Annotated in this window: 18 protein-coding genes; 5 read left to right on the plus strand and 13 right to left on the minus strand. The window is 60.8% G+C overall.

From position 1 onward, the window contains the following. Positions 1-71 precede the first annotated feature (71 nt). Positions 72-1,283, plus strand: coding sequence for a S1C family serine protease (locus V8352_RS07365; protein WP_336423629.1), 1,212 nt, complete (start codon positions 72-74; stop codon positions 1,281-1,283). A 257-nt stretch (positions 1,284-1,540) separates the two neighbouring features. On the opposite strand, the gene V8352_RS07370 is transcribed toward V8352_RS07365, so the two are convergent. The 4 genes from V8352_RS07370 to V8352_RS07385 form a co-directional block, all read right to left on the minus strand. After that, positions 1,541-1,705 (minus strand): RSP_7527 family protein, encoded by a 165-nt coding sequence (locus tag V8352_RS07370; protein WP_336423630.1) that lies wholly within the window; start codon positions 1,703-1,705, stop codon positions 1,541-1,543. A 619-nt stretch (positions 1,706-2,324) separates the two neighbouring features. Beyond that, positions 2,325-2,879, minus strand: coding sequence for a hypothetical protein (locus tag V8352_RS07375; protein WP_336423631.1), 555 nt, complete (start codon positions 2,877-2,879; stop codon positions 2,325-2,327). A gap of 326 nt (positions 2,880-3,205) precedes the next feature. Next, entirely contained in the window at positions 3,206-4,702 is a 1,497-nt protein-coding gene (locus tag V8352_RS07380; protein WP_336423632.1) for a YfjI family protein, read from the minus strand. Beyond that, a complete protein-coding gene (locus V8352_RS07385; RefSeq protein ID WP_336423633.1) occupies positions 4,699-5,433 on the minus strand; it encodes a DUF7146 domain-containing protein in 735 nt (244 codons plus the stop codon). The genes V8352_RS07380 and V8352_RS07385 overlap by 4 nt, the downstream gene beginning before the upstream one ends. Positions 5,434-5,723: 290 nt before the next feature. Between V8352_RS07385 and V8352_RS07390 the strand changes: the two genes are divergently transcribed. The 3 genes from V8352_RS07390 (at position 5,724) to V8352_RS07400 (ending at position 8,281) form a co-directional block, all read left to right on the plus strand. Beyond that, positions 5,724-6,548, plus strand: a complete 825-nt coding sequence (locus V8352_RS07390) for a manganese catalase family protein (RefSeq protein WP_336423634.1) — start codon at positions 5,724-5,726, stop codon at positions 6,546-6,548. Between the two features lie 39 nt (positions 6,549-6,587). Continuing rightward, positions 6,588-7,004 carry a ferritin-like domain-containing protein gene (locus tag V8352_RS07395; RefSeq protein WP_336423635.1) on the plus strand — a complete coding sequence of 139 codons (417 nt, stop codon included), beginning with the start codon at positions 6,588-6,590 and terminating at the stop codon, positions 7,002-7,004. A gap of 170 nt (positions 7,005-7,174) precedes the next feature. After that, a complete protein-coding gene (locus V8352_RS07400) occupies positions 7,175-8,281 on the plus strand; it encodes an HPP family protein (protein ID WP_336423636.1) in 1,107 nt (368 codons plus the stop codon). Between the two features lie 300 nt (positions 8,282-8,581). On the opposite strand, the gene V8352_RS07405 is transcribed toward V8352_RS07400, so the two are convergent. From V8352_RS07405 to V8352_RS07440, 8 genes are all read right to left on the minus strand, one after another. Continuing rightward, on the minus strand, positions 8,582-9,793 hold the full coding sequence (locus V8352_RS07405; RefSeq protein WP_336423637.1) for a CaiB/BaiF CoA transferase family protein: 1,212 nt from the start codon (positions 9,791-9,793) through the stop codon (positions 8,582-8,584). A 143-nt stretch (positions 9,794-9,936) separates the two neighbouring features. Then, complete coding sequence (locus V8352_RS07410; RefSeq protein WP_336423638.1) at positions 9,937-10,353, minus strand: carboxymuconolactone decarboxylase family protein; 417 nt, start codon at positions 10,351-10,353, stop codon at positions 9,937-9,939. A 114-nt stretch (positions 10,354-10,467) separates the two neighbouring features. Beyond that, positions 10,468-11,361 carry an NAD(P)-dependent oxidoreductase gene (locus tag V8352_RS07415; protein ID WP_336423639.1) on the minus strand — a complete coding sequence of 298 codons (894 nt, stop codon included), beginning with the start codon at positions 11,359-11,361 and terminating at the stop codon, positions 10,468-10,470. Positions 11,362-11,673: 312 nt separating this feature from the next. Beyond that, positions 11,674-13,062: a lyase family protein gene (locus V8352_RS07420; RefSeq protein WP_336423640.1), complete on the minus strand. Its 1,389-nt coding sequence runs from the start codon at positions 13,060-13,062 to the stop codon at positions 11,674-11,676. 17 nt (positions 13,063-13,079) lie between these two features. Beyond that, a complete protein-coding gene (locus V8352_RS07425; RefSeq protein ID WP_336423641.1) occupies positions 13,080-13,826 on the minus strand; it encodes an amino acid ABC transporter ATP-binding protein in 747 nt (248 codons plus the stop codon). Between the two features lie 11 nt (positions 13,827-13,837). Further along, complete coding sequence (locus V8352_RS07430; protein WP_336423642.1) at positions 13,838-14,704, minus strand: amino acid ABC transporter permease; 867 nt, start codon at positions 14,702-14,704, stop codon at positions 13,838-13,840. Continuing rightward, positions 14,701-15,444: an amino acid ABC transporter permease gene (locus tag V8352_RS07435; RefSeq protein ID WP_336423643.1), complete on the minus strand. Its 744-nt coding sequence runs from the start codon at positions 15,442-15,444 to the stop codon at positions 14,701-14,703. The genes V8352_RS07430 and V8352_RS07435 overlap by 4 nt, the downstream gene beginning before the upstream one ends. 73 nt (positions 15,445-15,517) lie before the next feature. Further along, positions 15,518-16,327 carry a transporter substrate-binding domain-containing protein gene (locus V8352_RS07440; RefSeq protein WP_336423644.1) on the minus strand — a complete coding sequence of 270 codons (810 nt, stop codon included), beginning with the start codon at positions 16,325-16,327 and terminating at the stop codon, positions 15,518-15,520. A gap of 171 nt (positions 16,328-16,498) precedes the next feature. On the opposite strand from V8352_RS07440, the gene V8352_RS07445 reads away from it, so the two are divergent. Then, positions 16,499-17,365, plus strand: coding sequence for a MurR/RpiR family transcriptional regulator (locus V8352_RS07445; protein ID WP_336423645.1), 867 nt, complete (start codon positions 16,499-16,501; stop codon positions 17,363-17,365). Positions 17,366-17,570: 205 nt separating this feature from the next. Here V8352_RS07445 and V8352_RS07450 read toward each other — a convergent pair whose 3' ends face one another. Then, on the minus strand, positions 17,571-19,991 hold the full coding sequence (locus tag V8352_RS07450) for a GcvT family protein (RefSeq protein ID WP_336423646.1): 2,421 nt from the start codon (positions 19,989-19,991) through the stop codon (positions 17,571-17,573). Positions 19,992-20,264: the final 273 nt, after the last annotated feature.

Genomic DNA, 20,264 nt, shown 5'->3' on the forward strand with positions numbered 1-20,264 from the left:
CGGCACTGGCCTTTGAAGGACATTACGTTGGACTGCTTGACGGAGATTGGGGCCGCTTGAGCAGAGAGGCAATGCAGCTGTACACAACGAAGGAATTCGGAGCGCAGCCAGAAGAGTGGCATACGGCCATGCTTGCCTTTAGCTTTTTTGGGCGATACGAGCGCGATGGATGGGATATGCAGTACTTTTCTGCACTCGACATGTCGGTGATGCTTCCCCTGAAAACACTGATTACGGATCCGAGTTCTGAGCATCTGGTCAATTTCCGTCATCGCGACAGCACATTGGCAGTTTCGATAGGGCGTCATAGCCTAGAGACAGCCCATGGTTTGCATCAATACACCATGGATGCCCATTCGACCGCTGATTCCCCCTATTCGGTCCGGAAAGATGGCTTGGCCATTAGCACAGCGACGACGAGAGACGGGACAAAGCTCTATACTCGCTCGAACTTCATAAACGGGGCGTGGTCGACAGTCATGGTGTCTGCAAAGCCTTGGGACATTAACACCTACCAAGCTGTGGCATCTAGTATCGCTAAGGGTAGAAGCGCACCCTTAGACATTACGGAAAATGGCAAGCTTATCGAGGTTGTAAGGCAGACCATGGCTTTTGCAGAGTCAGAAGAACCTGCCGAAAAGACGCCCTCTCACCGCTCCGCCGAACCTGAACGTGCAGGCGGATCTGGGTCCGGTTTTGTCGTGTCAAGCGACGGCCATGTTCTAACCAACGCTCACGTCGTTGATGAATGCTCAGCGATATATGTGGATGGCGTTTCGGCCTCTTTGGTTGATGTGTCCAACGAGTTCGACCTAGCTTTGCTCAAGGCGACTTTGGAAGAAACCAAAACCGTTGCTGTATTCTCAGCGAGTCCGGCAATGCTCAACTCGGACGTAACCGCTGTGGGTTTCCCATACGCAGGTTTGCTAGGAGGAATTAACGTGACACGGGGCACAATATCCTCTCTGAAAGGCCTGGGAGGTGATTCAAACACGTTTCAGATTACGGCGCCTGTACAAAGTGGAAACTCGGGCGGACCATTGCTCGCATCAGATGGTGAAATAGTTGGCGTCGTTGTATCCAAGCTGGATGCAACGGTAATGGCTCAGAATGGCGGTGATGTACCCCAAAACGTGAACTTTGCAATCAGAGGGGAGATTGCCAAAGTGTTCTTGGCTCAGAACCAAGTTGAAGCAAAGTTGAGCTTGGATAATGTAGTGCTAGCGCCTGAACAATTGGCCAAGTCGGCGGCAAATTTCACTACTTTCGTTGAGTGTAAATAAGAAATTCTCGACTGTCGGATTTGGCGCAAAAGTGAGAAGCGGTAGTTCGCTGCGCAAGGCACCAATGTCTCCTTGTCAGGTTTATCGCCGCTGAATGGCGAGAATCCAGCAGCCACAAACCTTAGACAAAGCGGACATCGATATCTGCTTGATGGCTTCCACGCCTTTGGACCCTGACGTCTTGCGGGCATTGCGAAACAAAAGGGCTAAAGGATGGATGCGCTGCTCTCGTCTCAGTGAAAGCAGCGCAACTATGCTTATGCCTGGCCGAGGCCGCGGCTCTTGGGAAACACGTCACGCAGACGTGCAAAACCGGATTTGAACAAGCCGGAGATATAATCCCTGCGCATTTGATGCGCCTGAGCAATAAGCCTGTCGACATCGGCCTGTTTCGGCGTCTGGAAGGATACTTGCGTACTCATTGGGTTTTCTTTCATGTTTCGCGGCATCTTCGCCGCCCTCATGATGTGTGGGCTTTGCACACGAAACACTAACCATAGTCGACATGCGCCTAGCACATGGCTCAGCCCTGTGCGGCAAGGTCATGCAGTTTACGCTGGCAACTGGATTACTCCCAGCTCCTGGATACCCTCACTGTCCATGTACAGGCGAGTGTCACTGAGGCCGAAGTCGAGCAACTCAAGGACAAGCCAGTTCACTGATCCTATAGGTCCGTTCCGGGCTCTTAGCGGGCATTCGCTGCGTGAACCTAGAAGGTCCGCAAAGCTATCGTTGGAACTTGTTCGATCAATGGCCCTGGGGTAGGGTTTGGCTTTCATTAGCCGTCCATCGCCTTGGCCTTAATTTTTAAGTATTGCCGCACTCTCACGGATGAGCGCATTCAACAATGACCTAAGGTCATTGGCTTCTTGGCTCCGTTCCCCATGCTTGTAATTAGGATGCTTCATGCCAGGTTTTGCGCCTCCACCAGCGCCATGCATTCGGCAGACCGTCCAGCCGCGAACCGCCGGGCTTTTGCAAGGCTGGCCGGTACGCTTTGATTTCGCGGTGCATCTCAGCGCACAGTGCATGGGGTAAGCGTCAGATTTCGTCACTACCTCGCCCCCCTCTATCAACATTGCCCACGATTGCCTGCCCGCCATCCTGAACGGTCACACGTTCCACGCGCACGGTCTGCTGCCCCTTAGAGCGGTACCGTTTTAGCGTATCCATTTGAGCCGCATAGCTTCGCGCAAGTTTGTTTAGCGCCCGTTCCGCTGAATCCTGTTGCGGCAAGTTTCCGATGTGATTGAGTCGCCGCGCCATCATCATCGTCGCCTGATGTGTTGCCGCCATCTGGGTCAGCAACAAGGCTTCGGCTGCGTCCTTCGGACTCATCGCATCAACAAAACCCAGCGCGAAGTTGGCCCCTTCTTGATCAACACGTGTGCCTTGTGAGCCAAGGCTTGCAATCTGACCTATCAGACCCAGCGCCACTGTCTTTCCGTTCGTCTTGTTCGAGATGCGCGAATAATCTCCGTCAATGGCAATTTGGAGAGTGTTTTTTTCATCTTCATGCACGCTCAATGTCGGAGCTTTTCGTTTTGACGGATCTGAGCTTTGCACCGCCGTTGTTTGTTCAAGAGATTTGGTCATTCTTTTGGCCTTTCGGTTTTTTCCAATTTTGAGTGATGCCGCACCAGTGTTGCCCATCTGGCCCATGCCTCTCCCAGTCAGTCAGGCTGCGCCATGCGTCCAGCGAAACAACTTTTCCTGTATAGGTCAGCGGCCTGCCCCCGATGGTTTCGCCATAAGTCAGGGCCATAGCTTGACGTGCGGCGCTGGGCGGCGTTTCCGGCGCGCCCGCCTCGGCCCCTGCTATTGCTGCTATTCCTGCTACTGGGTCTGCGCGAGTGTCAGGCCGCACAGGGCGCGCTGGCGGCGTGTCGCGGTCGCCTATTCTTGCCAGTGCGGCTTGCGCATCAAACCACATTGCCAACGCCTCGCTTGATCCGCCACGCATCCTTTCGGGCAGAGCCTCGCACCACCGTCCCTTTGTTTAGCCTCACTATCCAGCCGCATTGCTCCAAAAGCGCCAGCGCCGGTTTCGCCGCCTTCACATCGCGCAGCGCATAAGGGCCGGATTGCACCACCTCGGCCTGCGCAATTTCCGGCTCTCCCCAGCTTTCCAGCAGCCATTTACGCAACTTTTCCGCCCGCTCGATTTCCACCGATACCGTTGCAGCCTCGGCCAAACGGGCCGCCTCGGATAGATAGAATTGGGCCAGCGTGATTGCGTTTGCCATATCCTGCGGCAACACCTCGGCGGCTTGCAGGTCTTGCCAGAGGGTCAGCACACCTGCGATGCGCGCCGCCTGTTCCGCCGCCTTGGATGCGGTGCCGGTGATATGGGCCAGGTCGCCGCCGGGTGCCTGCAAGGTTTCAATTGTATCGTGAAACTCTATCAAGAGGCTGCGCGCGCCATCGCTCAGGGGCAGGATGCGCGGCTGCAATTCGCGCGTGTCAGCGTCCATCGGCATAGGCGTATCCAGTATCTCTCGCAGCCGGTTGCCAAACGCGCCCAGCGCGCCGCTATCTGGCGTCATAAGCCGATGCAGGCGGGTGCCGATTGCGCTGGGCGGTTCGCATATCAGGAAGCGCGCCAGAAACCCGCTATCCGCCGCCAGCGGATCGGCCATGAAGGCATGGGCAACACCCGGTTGCGCCATCAGGTGCACGGCAAGCCTGCGGCCATAAAGCGTATATGCCCCATCGCCTGCGCGGGTGCGCCTGATCGGGTTGCCTTGCCACAGGTCATTAAGCGCGGTCAGCGTCTTTTGCCGATTGTCGCTATTCATGGCGTGCCCGCCAAGGAATTGTCCACCTTCATCCGAAAAGATGCCCAGCGATGGTTGCCCGGTCGCGTAAAGCCGCGTCAGCCCCTCAAATGTCGGTTCTGTCACAACGCGGTCAGGGCTAGGCGGTGCTGCCGGTTCGCCGCCCAGCGCGGCCAGATCTGCCTGTGCCGCCGTGCGCTTTTCACCTTTGCCTTTCTTGGCTTCGCTCAGGATGCGGTCGCGCTCGCCCTTCCAGAGCGCATGCGCGTTTTGCCAGCTTTGCATATCATCGCGCTGGGCAACTGCCGCCTCGCGCTCATGGTCACGCACCGCGTCCAGCAGGGGGCCGAAACACGCAGACTTGCGTTCACCACTCGCCGCAATGGTCAGGCAATAGAGCGACAAAGCGCGCGGCCCACCTAGCGTTTCGACGTTGGCAAAACCCTGCACCCCCAAAGATGCAACCGCCAGCGCCGATTGCGCCGGGATAGCGACAGGGGCGAGGGCTATTCCTCGCACCGCCTGCACGGCCCCTTGTAGCGGTCCTAATGCGGCAACCGGGTAAGGTGCGCCCGCCGGGATTGCGCGCAAGAGCGGTTGCGGCGCCTCAGCCTTGAACGGGATAAATTCGGGGACGGTCATACGCTTTCCCCTTTCATGGTTAAAATATCATTCCAGTCGCGCCCATCCGGTGCAGGCAATAGCGACACATCCCAGCCCAGCCCGCTTGCGCGTTCGGCTAAGGCGTGCGCGGCCTCGCGCCCCGGCGCATCGCCATCAGGCGCAATCGTCATCCGGTGCGGACTTGTGGGCAGATGCAGCCCGCGCATGCCAGACGTTGAAAGCGCGGCCCAAATGGTCGCGGGCCTTTGCAAGAGGCCACAGGCAAGGCTAAGAGCGGTTTCGATACCCTCGGCCACTACAAGCGGCCCTTGCGCGCTGGCCACCCTCACAGCGCCGCCGGAGACGCGCCCCAGCATCAGTTTGCTAGGCTCGACCATGGCCTTGCGGCCATCGGGTGCCAGATAGGTGCGATGCACCGCGCAGCCCGCCGCCCCGTCCACCAGCGCCAGCATTGCCGGAAAGCGTTTTGCAGCCGGGTGCCAGCAGTCAGGCAAAAATCGCAGGGTTTCAGGAAGGGGGCAGGATATGCCCCGCCCCCTCAGATATGTTTCGGCCAAGGTGCCGCTGATCGGTTGCGCCTCTTGCCAGAGCCGATGCGCTTGCGCTGCGCGCTTTGCCGCGTCAGCCCGTTCCTGCGCCTCACGCTGTGCCACCTCGGACGGATCCGGCGCGGCATAGTCACCTGGCGCAATGCCCGCCGCCGCGCGTATGTCGCCAAAGGCACATCCCGATTTCTTGCAATGCAGCAAGAGCCGCCCGCCGTTGCCATCGGCCAGCGTCAGAGCGTTTTGGCCTTTCTGCCGGTCGAATTGGCAGACATCCCCTCCTTCCGGTGAACAGTCCGCGGACGTGGACCATGAACCCCAACCGCGAACACGTGATGGATGTAGGTCTGCGCGCTCCGCTAGTGGCGGGGAATGCGCGTTTTGATGTCCACCGCTCGGAGGAACCACCGAGATCAAAAGGGAACGGATGTCGCGAATTGCCATTGGAGGGACATAGAGGCTCGATGCCTCCAGTGGCAGCATAGGGAAACATCATGTTCCATCATTCAGAAAAACTGCAATATGAGGTAAAAGTCGACACGCCTGATCCTCAGTTTGCCAAGTTCCTGCAACAGGCGATCGGCGGTGTCGAAGGTGAGATCCGCGTCGCGATGCAGTATTTCTTTCAGGCCATGGGCGCACGCGGGGACAGCAAGTATCGCGACATGCTGATGATGACGGCGACCGAGGAGTTGAGCCATATCGAATTTCTGGGGCACGCCGTTGCCCTGAATCTGGAAGGTGCCCCTGTGACGACGCAGGAAGACGCCGCCAAAGACCCCATCGTCAATGCGATCATGGGCGGAATGAACCCGCGTCACCTGCTGTCTTCGGGCTTGTCGGCAATGCCGGTCGATGCCAATGGCGTTCCCTTCGACATGAGCCACATCTACGCGACCGGCAACCTTGCCGCTGACATGACCGCCAACGCGATGGCAGAAGGGTCGGGGCGCGTTCTGGCCTCGCGTCTTTACAACATGACGGACGACAAGGGGATGAAGGACATGCTGTCGTTCCTGATCGCCCGCGACACGATGCACCAGCAGCAATGGCTGGCCGTGATCGAGGAGTTGGGCGGCATGGCCGAGGCGCTGCCGATCCCGAACTCGACGCCCGAAGCGCATGAGGCAGTCAAGCACAGCTACTACTTCCTCAACACCTCAATCGACGAACCAACGCCCGAAGGCCGCTGGACCTCTGGCCCCTCACTGGATGGCAAGTCCGAGTTTTCGGTCGTCAGCCCGCCTGTGCCGCTGGGGCAAAAGCCTGACCTTGGCAAGGCGCGCAAGAACAGCGGCGCCCAAAGAGAACAAATGTAGGAGACCACCATGACTACGACAGTTGGAACTGAAAAAACGGTGGAGAAACTGGTAAGCAACCTGCTCCGCCTCGAGCACGACGCGATCGCCGCCTATGAGGCCACCATCGAACGGCTGAACGATGCGACGAGCCGTCAGCAGATCGAGGCATTTCGCCATGATCATCTCGACCACGTCGTGCAGCTCGAACAGTTCGCGGCGCGGCTTGAGATCGACGCGCCGACGGGCGGCGACATCAAGCAGATGCTGACCGCAGGCAAGGTGGCGCTTGCCGGGCTTGCGGGCGATAACGCCATGATCAAGGCAATGAAGACCAACGAAGACGACACGGTCAAGGCGTATGAACAGGCAAATGCCAATAGCCTCGCCGATGCAGACATGCAGCCCTTTGTTGCCAGCGCCCTTGCCGACGAACAAAGGCATCGCGCGTGGATGGAAACTGCCGTCACGAAGTGAGGTCGAGCTCAAGGTTTGGGGCCGCCCACATGCGGCCCCTTTCCCCCCCGTGACCTCGCAGGCTCAACGTCGATTGCACCGAATGGCGTCTGCTTTCGGTCACCATTCGAATGCCTTAGGCTGAGGCTGCATCCCAAGCGGTGCGGCACCCTGTCGAGAGGCGTTTCCCAATGCGGCCATGGCATCACCTCTATCCGGCGCTTCCGCCTTTCGACTATCTGGAACAGCTGCGTGCGGGTGTCGGCGCGCTGCTCGGTATCAGCCTCTGCGCCTTGGTGGTGCATCTGACATCCGGCCTTGGCGGCCTGCCGCTCTATCTTGTCGCCCCACTTGGCGCCACGGCAGTTCTGGTCTTTTGCGTTCCCAACTCGCCCCTCGCGCAGCCGTGGTCTGCAATTGCCGGCAATACCGTGGCGGCATTGACGGCTCTTGTGGCGCTTCGCTTCGCTCCCGAGGTCTGGGCCGCAGGTATTGCTGTCGGTGGTGCCATCGCGGTGATGATGTTCGTGCGGGCACTGCATCCGCCCGGCGGCGCGGTGGCCCTGCTGATTGCCCTCGACCCCGCCCCCGCGCTCGAGGCCGGACCGCTATTCGCCCTGACACCGATCGGAGTGACCACAACAATCCTTGTTCTGGCCGCAATATGCTACAATCGCGCGACAGGCCGGGCCTATCCGTTCCGCCAGACCGAACCGGATGATCCCGCGGCGCACACCCCGCGCCTTGGCCTTTCGAACGACCAACTTCTCGACTTGCTCGAGAGGTTCAACCAATCCACGAATGTCGGTGTGGCCGACCTCGGCCGATTGCTGGCCGGCGCCGAAGCAGAGGCGGCGCAGCACCGCTTTGACGGCACGGTCTGCGCCGACATCATGACCACAGATCTCATCACCGTCCGGTCAGGCACACCCCTGACGGACGCCTCGCGACTTTTTCGGGAGAATGCCATCAAATCTCTGCCAGTGGTGGATGACGACATGAGGCTGCAGGGCATTGTGTTTCAGGCAGATCTGCTTGAACCGCAAGCGTCTGCAGGCCGCACGATCATAGGCAAAGGGCGACCCCCGCGCCGTGTCGTCAGGGATGTCATGTGGCCCGCCGATCAGGCCGTCGCACACGACGTTCCGGTCGGCACGCTTCTTGATCGACTGGCAAAACACGGCAGCGAGGTCGTTCCCGTCACGAAAGAGGGCCAACTGGTCGGCATTCTCACCCGGTCAGACATCATTCGTTTGCTTCTGCGCGGACAAGTCGGCAGATCTGCAGCATCGCGCTAGGGCCAAAGGTCCGGGCAGTTGTGGTCGATCCGCCGGATCGCGAGTATTGCCGCGAGACTAGGATTGGCTCGCTCTCGGCATGGACTGGCCTTGAGCCGCCAAGCGCAGCAACGGTGCGAGGGTCAAAGTGATGTCACGAAGTCCAGCATGGTCCGCGCGCGAGACAGCTTCAGCAGCACCCCCGGCGGGTTGTCCCCGAACTCACTCCGATCCTTTCAGGCAGGTTGCCTCGGTTATACGCACGATTGCCGATACCCCATCAAGGGACTTGGCGCCCGCCTCGCTCATGCCGAAGGGGTATCACTGCTCAGGACGCCCCAGCACACCCCGGCTTGCCAGAGCCTCTATCGTGGCGCTGTCGCATCCCAGCTCGGTCAGGATGCTTGCGCTGTCCCTGCCCAAGGGCGGCCCGACGTGCACGATCCGCCCCGGCGTTCTGGAAAGCCTTGGCGATACCGCATGCATAGGGAACGACGGCAGCGCGTCATCGGGCACCTCCTCCAGGACGCCGCGACTCTGAAGGAAAGGATGATCTGCCAGCTCCTTGATGGTCGCGACTATTCCCACCGTTACATCGGCGTCCGTGAACAATTGGATCAGATCATCCCGATCATGCCGCAGCATGAATTCCGCGACGATGTCATCGCACTCGCGCAGGTGCGCAACCCGGTCGGAATTCGTCCTGAACCGCGCATCTTCATTCAATTCAGGGCGACCGATGACGCGGAAAACGCGCTCGGCCATGGCCTGTGTCGACGCCGAGAGGGCGACGAACCCTCCGTCTTGCGCCTCGTATATGTTTCTCGGCGCGGAAAGCTCCGACAGCGAGCCCATCCGCCGTGGTTCGCGCCCGGTGAGGCGGTGATTGGCGACCTGCGGCCCAAGGGCGGCAAACATCGGCTCGAAAAGCGACAGATCAATGACTTGCCCCGGGCCGTCGCGTTCCCTTGCGCGCAAGGCCATCAGAACGGCCGACGCGCCGGATTGCCCGGCGATCATATCCGCCAGCGCCAGCGGCGGCAGGACGGGCGGGCGGTCTTCATATCCATTCATCGCCGCGAACCCCGACATCGCCTCGATCAGGCTGCCAAAACCGGGGCGACCTTGCCAAAGGCCCGTCTGCCCCCAGCCTGAGATTCGCACAACGATCAAACCGGGATTGCTTTGAAGCAGATCCTCGGGATCCAACCCCATCCGTTCAAGCGTGCCCGGACGGAAATTCTCGACAAGCACATCAGCGGTATCGATCAGCTTGCGCAGCAGCCCCATGCCCTCGGGATCCTTGAAATCCAGCGCCAGGCTTCTTTTGTTTCGGCAATATGCCTTCCAATAGGTTGATACGCCATTGACCTTCCAATTGCGCAGATCGTCGCCGCGCCCCGGCTTTTCAACCTTGATCACGTCGGCTCCGAAATCGGCCAGAACGTGGGTCACGATGTTGCCCGCCACAAGGCGGGACAGGTCGACGACCCGAATGCCCTCAAGGGGCGGTGCCGATGGATCGGGCTGCATTCTTGTCCTCCGAGCCTTTCCAGCTGGGCCTGCCGCGCCCTCATTTTGATCAGTGCGGGGTCGCCGTCATTCTACTGCAGGATGCCCTTGGTTCGGGATTGCCCGAGCCACGCCCAAGCCGGCAGGGCGCCGCCCGCCCCCTCTCAGATGCCCATCTCATCAAAGACTTCCTGGGCCGTGCGGAAACTGTCGATGGCCGCCGGCACGCCGCAGTAAATCGCGACCTGCATGAAGATTTCGCGGAGTTCTTCCTTGGTCAGGCCATTGTTGATTGCGCCGCGCACATGCAGCTTCAGTTCATGCGTCCGCCCCAGCGCCGAGATCATTCCAAGGTTCAGGATGGAGCGCTGCTGACGCGTAAGACCCGGACGGTTCCAGATTTCGTCCCAGCAATATTCGGTTACAAGCTGCTGCATGGGGAAGTTATACTCGGTCGCCTTATCCACCGATGCCGATACATATTCATCCCCCAGCACGTCGCGGCGGGTCTGAAGACCCCTCTCGAACTTCTCGGTAAAGGGGGTTCCGTCGGGGGCAGTCTTGGGCGGGGTGGTCGTCATTTCGTGGGTCTCCTCTTGAAGCCAGACAAACTCATGCGATTGGCACGGTTGCCTGATGGTGTTATTATTGTTTATAACTTCCAGCCATTTATGCCACACAATGGAAGTATCACATCACGTCGCCTTGCTGTTCAGATAGCGATACATCTCGGTATGGTCAGCGCCGCGGTCCAGCGTGGCATCTGCCTCCCGCCAACGCGCCGAGGTTTCTGCAAGAGCCCCGAGGTCTAGCTTCAGCTCATTTGCCAAGCCCTCGGCGATGCCGATGTCCTTGGCCATCAGGCCCAGCGAAAAGCCCGAATTATACGCCTCGCTCAAAACGAACTGCTTCATCTTGGCTTCGGTCGTGTTGTTTCGCCCCGTCGAGACATTGAGGATATCGACCATCGTATCCCCATCCAAACCAAAGGCCTTGCCAAGGATGACTCCCTCCATCGCGGCCACGGCGCCAGCGCCTGAGACGTAATTGTTGATGGCCTTCATGGCATGGCCGGTGCCAATGGCGCCCGTGCGGAAAATCTTTGCGCTCATCGGCTCCAGCACGGGGACCACGGCGTCGATGACAGCGGCGTCGCCACCGATCATCACACTCAGATCCCCGCTGACCGCGCGCGCACGGCCACCCGAAACCGGCGCATCCACAAGGCTCAGCCCCAGCTCAGCGAGGTCATCGGACAGCGCTTTGGTATCGGTGGGCGCGCTGGAGCTCATGTCGATGACGACCGCTCCCTTCGTCATGGCCGCCGCAACAGCGCCCTGCCCCAGCAATACGTCACGGACGATCCCGCCGTTGGGCAGCATGGTGATCACGGCCGCAGCGCCCTGCGCCGCCTCGTCAGGGCTTGCACAGGCGACAGCGCCTAGCTGCGCCGCCTCTTCGCGCGCCTTTTCAGACAGATCAAATCCCCTCACGACAAAACTCGCCGACAGAAGGTTTGCCACCATCGGCAGCCCCATCTGCCCAAGCCCAATGAAGGCAATTACCGAAGGCGCAGCAATCCTGTCCATGTCACTCTCTCCCACCCGAGGGAAATACCTCCCATGCAATCAGACAACCTGTCAATCGGGTTTCCAAGGATGGCCGCCAGATCGGATACGGCCAAGTCGCGGCCCGGTCGTCAGCAAGATCAATGTGAAGGAAATGCGGCAGCTTCGACGCCGAAGCCGCCTTCGAGGCTGCCGCAAGCGTTGTGGATCAGGAGCAGCTTATTGGCACGAAAACGCATTTTTACGATTGCCTGATGCAGGGCGGAAAGAACAGCTGTGTCACGCAGGTGCTGACCTCGCTTCAGGGATTTGCGCCACTGGAGGCGGCGATAGCTACACGGCTGGCTGCGCGGCGTGGCTCAGCACCTTGCGGATATCGTCGCGGGTCATCAGCCCTTCCTCGACCGCAATATCGGTCAGGGGCAGGTTCAGCTCCTGTGCGCGTTTGACCATGGCAACCACGCGCTTGTACCCAAGCGTTTGCAGGAACACCGTCGAGACACCGAAGGAGCGGGCCAGATTATCGTAACTGCGCGCCTCGTCCACGCGCAGCCCCGCGATGCATCGTTCGGCAAAGCCATGGGACACGGCGGTGATCAGGTCCATCTGCTCGAAAAGGGCCAGCGCGATCACCGGCTCGAAATGGTTGATCTCCATCTGGCCCGCCTGCGCGGCGATCGCGATGGTGGCATCATTGCCATGCACCCGCATCCAGACCTGTTGAACCGCCATGGGCATCACCGGATTGACCTTGCCCGCCATGATCGACGATCCGGGTTGCACGGCGGGCAACACCACCTCGCCCAGACCAGCAGCCCCATCGCTGCCGAGGATAACGAAATCGCCAGCCAGTTTCGCCATGGTGGCCGCCAGATTGCGCAGCTCGGCCGAGAGGCGCAGAAATCCATCGGCCGATTGCATCGCGTCAAAGGCATCATCGGCCAGCCTGATATCCCGCCCGAACGCATCGCTGAGCGCGGGCGCGATGGCCTTGCGATACCCATTGGCAGCGCCAAGGCCAGTGCCGATGGCAGTGCCCCCCATGGGCACCACGCAGAGCGCGGCCACGGCGGCCTGAACCGCCTCGAGCGCGCGGGAGATGGCACTGGCGTGGCCGGTGAAATACTGCCCCCATGTCATCGGCTGCGCCGCCTGCATGCAGGTGCGGCCCACGCGCAGGATATGCTGCGTCTCGCCTGCCTTGCTGCGCAGAGCGGCCAGCACACTCTCGACGCTGCCCGTCAGGGACGGCTCGGCCAGGACGCAGGCCAGCTTGATCGCCGTCGGCACGGTATCGTTGGTGGATTGGCTACGGTTCACATGGTCGTTCGGATTGACTCGCGCATATGTGCCCGGCGCATCGCCCAGCATCTGGCTCGCGCGGTTCGCGATGACCTCGTTGAAGTTCATGTTCGTCGTCGTTCCGCCTGACCCCTCCAGCAATGGCACCGGGAAATGATCGACGTGGCCACCTGCGGCAATCTCGTCGCAGGCGGCAATGATGGCCTGCGCGACGTCCTGCTCCAGCGCGCCCGCGTTGCGGTTGGCGACGGCGGCAGCGCGTTTGACCAGCGCCATGGCGCGCATGAAATGCGGCCATTCGGGCAGCGGCGCACCGAGGCCCGCAAAATTCTCGACACCGCGCGCGGTGTTCGAGCCATAAAGCGCGCCCTCAGGCAGCAAGACATCGCCCAGACTATCGGATTCGATACGGGTTTTCATCGGGGCGCCTCGAGCGGTTAGAGGATTTGGCTCAGGAATTCCTGCGTGCGCGGGTCCTGCGCGTTGTCAAAGAACGTCGCGGGTGGGCCGGATTCCACGATGACGCCCCGGTCGGTGAAATAGATGCAATCGGCAATCTCGCGCGCAAAGCCCATCTCATGCGTGACGAGGATGCATGTCATGCCATCGGCGGCCAGATCCTTGATGGTCGTCAGCACTTCCTTGACCGTCTCGGGGTCGAGCGCGGCTGTCACCTCATCAAAGAGCATCACGTCGGGATTCATGGCGAGGGATCGCGCGATGGCGACACGCTGTTGCTGGCCGCCAGACAACTCGCCCGGATACGCATCCTCCTTGCCCTCCAGCCGCACCTTGGCGATGAGGGCGCGGGCGCGCTGTTCGACGTCGGCACGGTTCTGGCGCAGCACCTTGATCGGGGCCATCATCACGTTTTGCAGCACCGTCTTGTGCGGAAATAGATTGTATTGCTGAAAGACCATCCCGACCTTCTTGCGCAATGACAGCTTGTCCAGCTTGGCATCGTTGACCTCCAGTCCCTCGACAGTGATGGAGCCGGCCTGAATGTCGTTCAGCGCGTTGATGCAGCGAATGAGGGTCGATTTGCCCGAGCCAGAGGGGCCGATGATGCAGATCACCTCGCCCTTCATGACATCGAGCGTGATGCCGCGCAGCACTTCGACCGTGCCAAAGGATTTGTGCACGTCCTTGAGCGATACGATGGGCTGATCAGGGGTCCAGGTCATGTTGGCCTCGCTCATGTGTTGACCGCGTATTTCCGCTCGAGCACGCGTGTGGCGGCGCTGATCGGATAGCAGTAGATGAAGAACCAGCTGAGGATGTAAAGATACATCGGGATCAGCATGTCGATGCGCCCTTCGGCGCTGAGGGCGGCGCGCGTCAGGGCCATCACGTCATTCACGCCGATGATCGACACCAGCGGTGTTGCCATCGTGAGGACGGCGTAAAGGTTCATCCAGGATGGCAGCACGCGCTTGACGGTCTGGGGCAGGATCACGTTCGTCATGATCTGGCGGCGCGTAAATCCAAGGGTCTCGGCCGATTCCCATTGCCCCGTCGGGATGGAGAGGATCGCACCGCGCACATACTCGGACATATACGCCATCACGGGCAGCGACAGGCCGATGGTCGCCTTGATCCAGCCTGGAAAGGGAATTTCCGTTCCGAACATCTCGATCTGGAACGGGATCAGCAGGATGCAATAGAACAGCAGCACCAGCCATGGAGAGTTGCGAAAGAACTGCGTGACGAGCCATGCGACAGCCCGGATCGGACGAATGGGCGAGACCTGAAGGACACCCAGAATGACCCCCAGGATCGTGCCGATTGCCATCGACATGATCGAGATCAGCACGTTGAAGCCAAACCCCTTGCCAAGCGTCGGCGTCCATTCCAGAAGCACGGCAATGATGCTGCGCTTTTCTGGCGTTGCATCCTGGGCAAAGGCGGGCGCGATCAGAACGGCGGCGAATGCCAGCATGAGCGCGGTAAAGGTCCACAAGTTGAACATGCGGTCAGCCAGCGGCAACGCCTCGGCCCGGATGCGCATGGGGTGCAGGACGGCCATGTGGCCGCGAACGTGGGGTTTTTGCTGCATTCTCATTCACCATACCCCGGAATGCGCATGGCCTTTTCCCAGCGGTGCAGAACCCAGACTAGGACCGCGACAAGGCCCACGTAAGAGACGAGAAGAACGTTCATCATCTCGCGCACATTGAGGTCTTCGGACCAGATCTGGGCCGAGACATACAAAAGCTCGGGCACCGCGATGGCATAGGCAAGCGTGGTCGTCTTGACCAGATTGACAAGGTTCGTGCCCAGCGCAGGCAATGATATACGGATGGCCAGCGGCAGCACGATATCGCGATAGATTTGCAGGCGGGTATATCCCAGCGCCTCGGCAGCCTCGACGGTGGAGCGCGGCACAGCCTCGACGCCCGAGCGGAAAATCTCGACATTCAGCGCGCCCGCAAAGAGCGACAGTGCAATCACCGCCCAGCCAAAATTGCTGACCAGAGGCTGCGGCAGGCCATTCTCGCCGGTGATGCGCAAGACGGTGCCGATGGCGAAATAAAAGAAGTAAAGCTGCACCAGCGGCGGCGTATTGCGGAAAAACGCCACGAAGGCGCCGACGAGAACGCGCACCGCGCGCGTTGGTGCGCCTTGTGCTGCGGCCCCCAGAACGCCGACGATCAGCGAAAAGAAGATCGACAGCACCGAAAGCTGGATCGTGGTGACCAGCCCCGCCAGATAGCGATTGCGGTTATAAGCATCGCTCACGACCACGAGGTCGAAAAACCAGTCAGGCCGCAGCCAGTCTATCAGGGTATTGGCAAATTCCATGCGGGGGGTGCGGCCTTCATGAGCTTGGTCGGTTCGACCCGGCGCATGGTGGAGCGCCGGGCCGGGGATCGGCTTATTGCAGCTTGTCGTGCTGCTCTTGCAGGAAGGGGCTGGACGCGATGCCATTGGCCTCGTTCCGCTCGATCAGATAGCCCGTCTTGTGCCAGTCGGTCACGATCTCGGACATCTTTTCGCCATAGGGGCCGTCGAGTTCGTCAAGCGGGACGGCAATCGCCCAGGCCTGTGGATCTTCGGTCTCGAACGGCATCTCGTAATCGGCCCACTGATCGTCCGAGGCCAGCTGAGATTCAATCCATGTGTTGTCATAGAGAAAGGCAACGCAGCTGCCGTTTTGCAGGGCTGATGTCACCTCGGGGATACCCGCGAAAGACACCAGATTGGGCCCGTAAAGCTCGGTCACGCGGCGGTTGTAGTAGCTGCCCTGCAAGGCGCATACATCCTTGCCGCGCAGATCCTCCCATGTGTCCAGTTCGGCGGCCTTGGGGGCGATGACATTGGTTCCGCCCGCGTAATAGGCAGGCTCGATCATACCCACGACTTCGCGGCGTTTCTCGTTGTCGCCCATGGTCGCGATGATCAGGTCGATGCGGCCCTGCTGGAGAAACTCCATACGGTTGGACGCGACGACGGGCACCAGCTCGACTTCGACGCCAAGGCGCTCCGCGACGTCGCGGGCCAGGTCAATCTCGAGGCCGGTCAATTCACCATCCGAGGTCAGATAGCCCCAGGGTTTGTAGTCCTGCTTGACGCCGACAACGATCTTGCCGGCATCTGCGATGTCCTGCAATTTGTCGGCCATTGCGCCGGTGCCGATGACGGCGGCGATGGCACCCGTCATTGCGGCCTTGATGAACGCGTTCATTTACGTCTCCTCTGTTGTTTCTATCCGGCGCGGCTGCGCCGGTTTTCATTTTGATGCGGCTTTGACAGCCGCGAAGCAAGTCAGAAATAAATATCAGATGAAATATTTCTGGCAAGAAAATATCATTTGCACCAAACTTGATGAACAACAGGAAAATGGACGGCGCAGGTCATGAACCCAACCAGCACGACAATCGTCGAAAAGCTGACGCAAGCCTTGCCCGATCTGCCGCGCAAGCTGGCCGTGGCTGCGCGATATGCACTGGATAACCCCCATCGCATCGCGCTGGAGTCGATGCGCGCCAGTGCGCAGGCTTGCGGCGTATCCGGCCCCACCCTCTTGCGTCTGGCCCGGCATATGGGCTTCACGGGCTACGCCGGATTCAGAAAAGAGTTCCAGCATATGCTTCTGGGGCAGGGTTTTGCGCCGCGCGTCCAGACGCTGCGAAGCCATTTCAAAGGCGCGCGGCAGGCCGACCTGACTCGCGACCTCGCCGAGGCCGCCACGCGTAACATTGCCCAGACGGCCGCACAGCTTGACCCCGGCGCGATCGCGGCGTTCGTCAAGTCCACCAGGCGCGGCGGGCGAACCTTCGTGATCGGCGCCGGGTCGATGTATTGGCTTGCCGGTTTGATGGAGGCATCGGGCCGTATCGCGCTGTCGGATATGGTATCGCTGACCGGTGGCACCGTGGCCGCAGCAGAACGGATCTCGACGATACGCGCGCGCGACACGCTTCTGGTGCTGGGCGTGTCCCCCTATGCCGTGCAGACAATCGATGCCATGCACTACGCGCGTCAGGCGGGGGCCGATGTGTTTGCGATCACCGACAAGCCAAGCTCCCCCTTGGCTCCGCTTGCCCACAGGGTATTCCTGGCACCGACGGAGAGCCCGCATTATTATCCATCGACCATCGCCGTGCAGCTGGTCATCGAGACCCTGCTGGCGGCCTGCGTCGCCACCAGCGGCGATGCCACCCGCGATCGGCTGAAACAGATAGATGAGATCCGGCGCGCCAGCGGCGCCTATATGGACTGAGACCGCGTTGCTTCTGGGCACACCATTCCGGCCCGAAACGCCCGGCGCCCCGTCCTTGATGCTGTTGTCCGAAGCGCCCCAAGGCATCAATCATCCACCTTTCTCAATGCGATATGGTCACGCGAGCCGGGGACGCGCCGGCACACTCACCGATTTCAACCCTTCGGCGAAAGTGATGTCACCAGAAGAGCGCCCCTGCCCGGTGTCAGCCCCGCAGCTTGGCGCCCTTGGGATCGAACGGCGGCTCGCCCAGTATGACCGCCTTGTGCGGGCGGCCCAGCACCATGACCTCGACGGCGTCCCCCGGCTTGGCGCCTTTGACGTAGCCCAGCGCGAGGCTCATTCCGACGGAGTAGCCATATGCGCCCGACGTCACGCGCCCGATGCCTGTCCCATCCCTGAAAATCGGCTCGCCCCCGGTCGCGTCGGCGTTCGATGCGGCTGTGTCTGCCTCGTCCAGATGCAACAGCACCAGCGCCTCGCGCGCGTCCTTTTGCATCACGGCTGTCACCGCGTCCTTGTGCAGGAAATCCTTGTCCATCTTGACCAGCGGGGCCAATCCTACCTCTTGCGGCCAGTATTCGGGACTGTATTCGCGGCTCCAACTGCCATAGCCCTTTTCGATCCGGAGGCTCATCAGCGCGCGGCTGCCGACGGGGCCGGCGCCGCACGCGCGGCCCGCCTCCAGAAGCGCGGTATAGAGCTGCACCTGATCTTCGACCGCGCAGTGCAATTCCCAGCCCAGATCGCCGGTAAAGCTGACACGCAGCGCAAGGCAGTCGACTCCGCCCAATTCGATCCGCTGGGACCGCATGAAGGGAAAATCCGCCGTGGCGAGCGATGCATTTGTCAGCCGCTGCAATATCTCGCGCGATTTGGGGCCCGCGACGTTGAAGCCGCACATGGCCTCTGTCCTGCTCTCGAAAACCGTTCCCTCGGGCAGCGGCACCATGTTGAAAAAGCGCGCGTGATAGCGCTCGGCCATGCCCGATCCGATGACATGGAATTCCTCCGCCCCGGTGCGCGTCACGGTAAAATCGCCCGCGATGCCCCCACGGACCGAGATCAGCGGGGTGAGGCAGGAGCGGCCCACCTCGCGCGGAATCCGGTTGGCGAAAACGGCGTTCAGCCAATCTTCGGCCCCTGCCCCCGCACAGCGATATTTGGCGAAGTTCGAGATGTCGATGATGCCCGCCGCCTCGCGCAGCATACGGCATTCGGCGCCCACGGGCGCCCACCAGTTCTGGCGGGTAAACCCCTTGGTGTCCTCCACGCCCGGTTGGTCCGCGAACCACAGCGGGTGCTCCCATCCGTAGTTGAGGCCGAAAACCGCGCCCATGTCCTTTTGCATCTCATAGGCGGGGCGGACGCGGCAGGGGCGGCCTGCCGCGCGCTCCTCGTTCGGGAAGTGGATGGCAAAGCGGTTGGCATATTGGTCGCGCACTTTTGCCTTGGTAAAGGCCTTGTCCGCCCAGTCACCGAAACGGGCCATGTCCCACGCGAACATGTCATAGCGCATCTCGCCTTCCACGATCCAATCGGCGACCATCAGGCCCATGCCTGCGGACTGGCTGAAGCCGGGGATAATGCCGTTGCAGCAAAAATAGCCCTTTTTCTCGGGCACCGGCCCGAGGATGACGTTCGCATCCGGGGTCCAGATCATTGGGCCGTTGATGACCCGCTTGATCCCCGCCTCGCCCACGGCGGGCACGCGGTCAATCGCGCGCATCATGTTGTCTTCGATGCGGTCCAGATCATCGGCAAAGAGCTCGTGCGCGAAATCCAGCGGCGTGCCTTCTTCGGCCCAGAAACGCACGTCTTTTTCATAGGCCCCGATCAGCAGGCCCTTCCCCTCCTGGCGCAGGTAATATTCACCGTCGCGGTCCGCGACAGACGGCAAGCGCCGGTCCATCGCAGCAATCTCGGCAATGGTTTCGGTCACGAAATACTGGTGCTCGGTCGGTTGAAGCGGCAACGTGATACCGGCCAGCGCCGCAACCTCGCGGCCCCAGAGGCCCGCCGCGTTGATGATCCAAGGCGTATGGATGTTGCCCTTGGGCGTCTCGACGGTCCATGTGCCATCGGGGTTGTGGACAGTCGCCATGACGGGCGTGAACCGATGGATTTCGGCCCCTGCGGCGCGCGCGCCCGCAGCATAGGCCGCCGTGACGCCCGAGGGGTCGACATTGCCTCCATCGGGCTCCCACATGATGCAGCGGATCCCGTCGAAATTGACGAGCGGATGCAGCTCTTCGGCGCGGGCGCGGTCAATCTCGCTGAAGTTCATGCCATAAAGCTTGGCCTTGGCCGCCTGCAAGCGCAGCTGATGCTCCCGCGCTTCGGTCTGGGCCAGATAGAGGCTGCCGGGCTGAAACACGCCGCAGCTCTGGCCAGTGTCGGCCTCGAGCCGGTTGTAGAGCGTCATGGTGTAATGTTGCAGGCGGCTGATGTTGGCGCTGTCGTGCAGACCATGGATGTTGGCCGCCGCATGCCAGGTCGAACCGCTCGTCAGCTCGTCGCGCTCCAGCAGGACGACATCCGTCCAGCCCAGTTTTGTCAGGTGGTAGAGGATCGAGCATCCGATGACCCCCCCGCCGATCACGACGGCCTGTGCATGGTTCTTCATCTGTGCGCTCTCCTGGATCCGATTCTGCGCCAACTTGGCGTCAGAGCGTGCTGCAAACTTGCCATATCGCGACACATTTCGTCGATATTCTCCCAATAGAGTGCGCCCCTGTCCCGCCCATCCGGCGCTGGGCGCAAGGATCATCCGCTGCACCCGCCCTACGCCCTACCATTACCAAGCATCGTCGACTGCGGCCGCCAACATCCGGTGACATCAGCCCAAAAGAGCATTTGCGCCTTGCATGCCCGGACCGCTGCTTGATTGAACCATCTT

Origin of the sequence: Roseovarius sp. D0-M9 (assembly GCF_037083805.1) — a bacterium.
GTDB lineage: Bacteria > Pseudomonadota > Alphaproteobacteria > Rhodobacterales > Rhodobacteraceae > Roseovarius.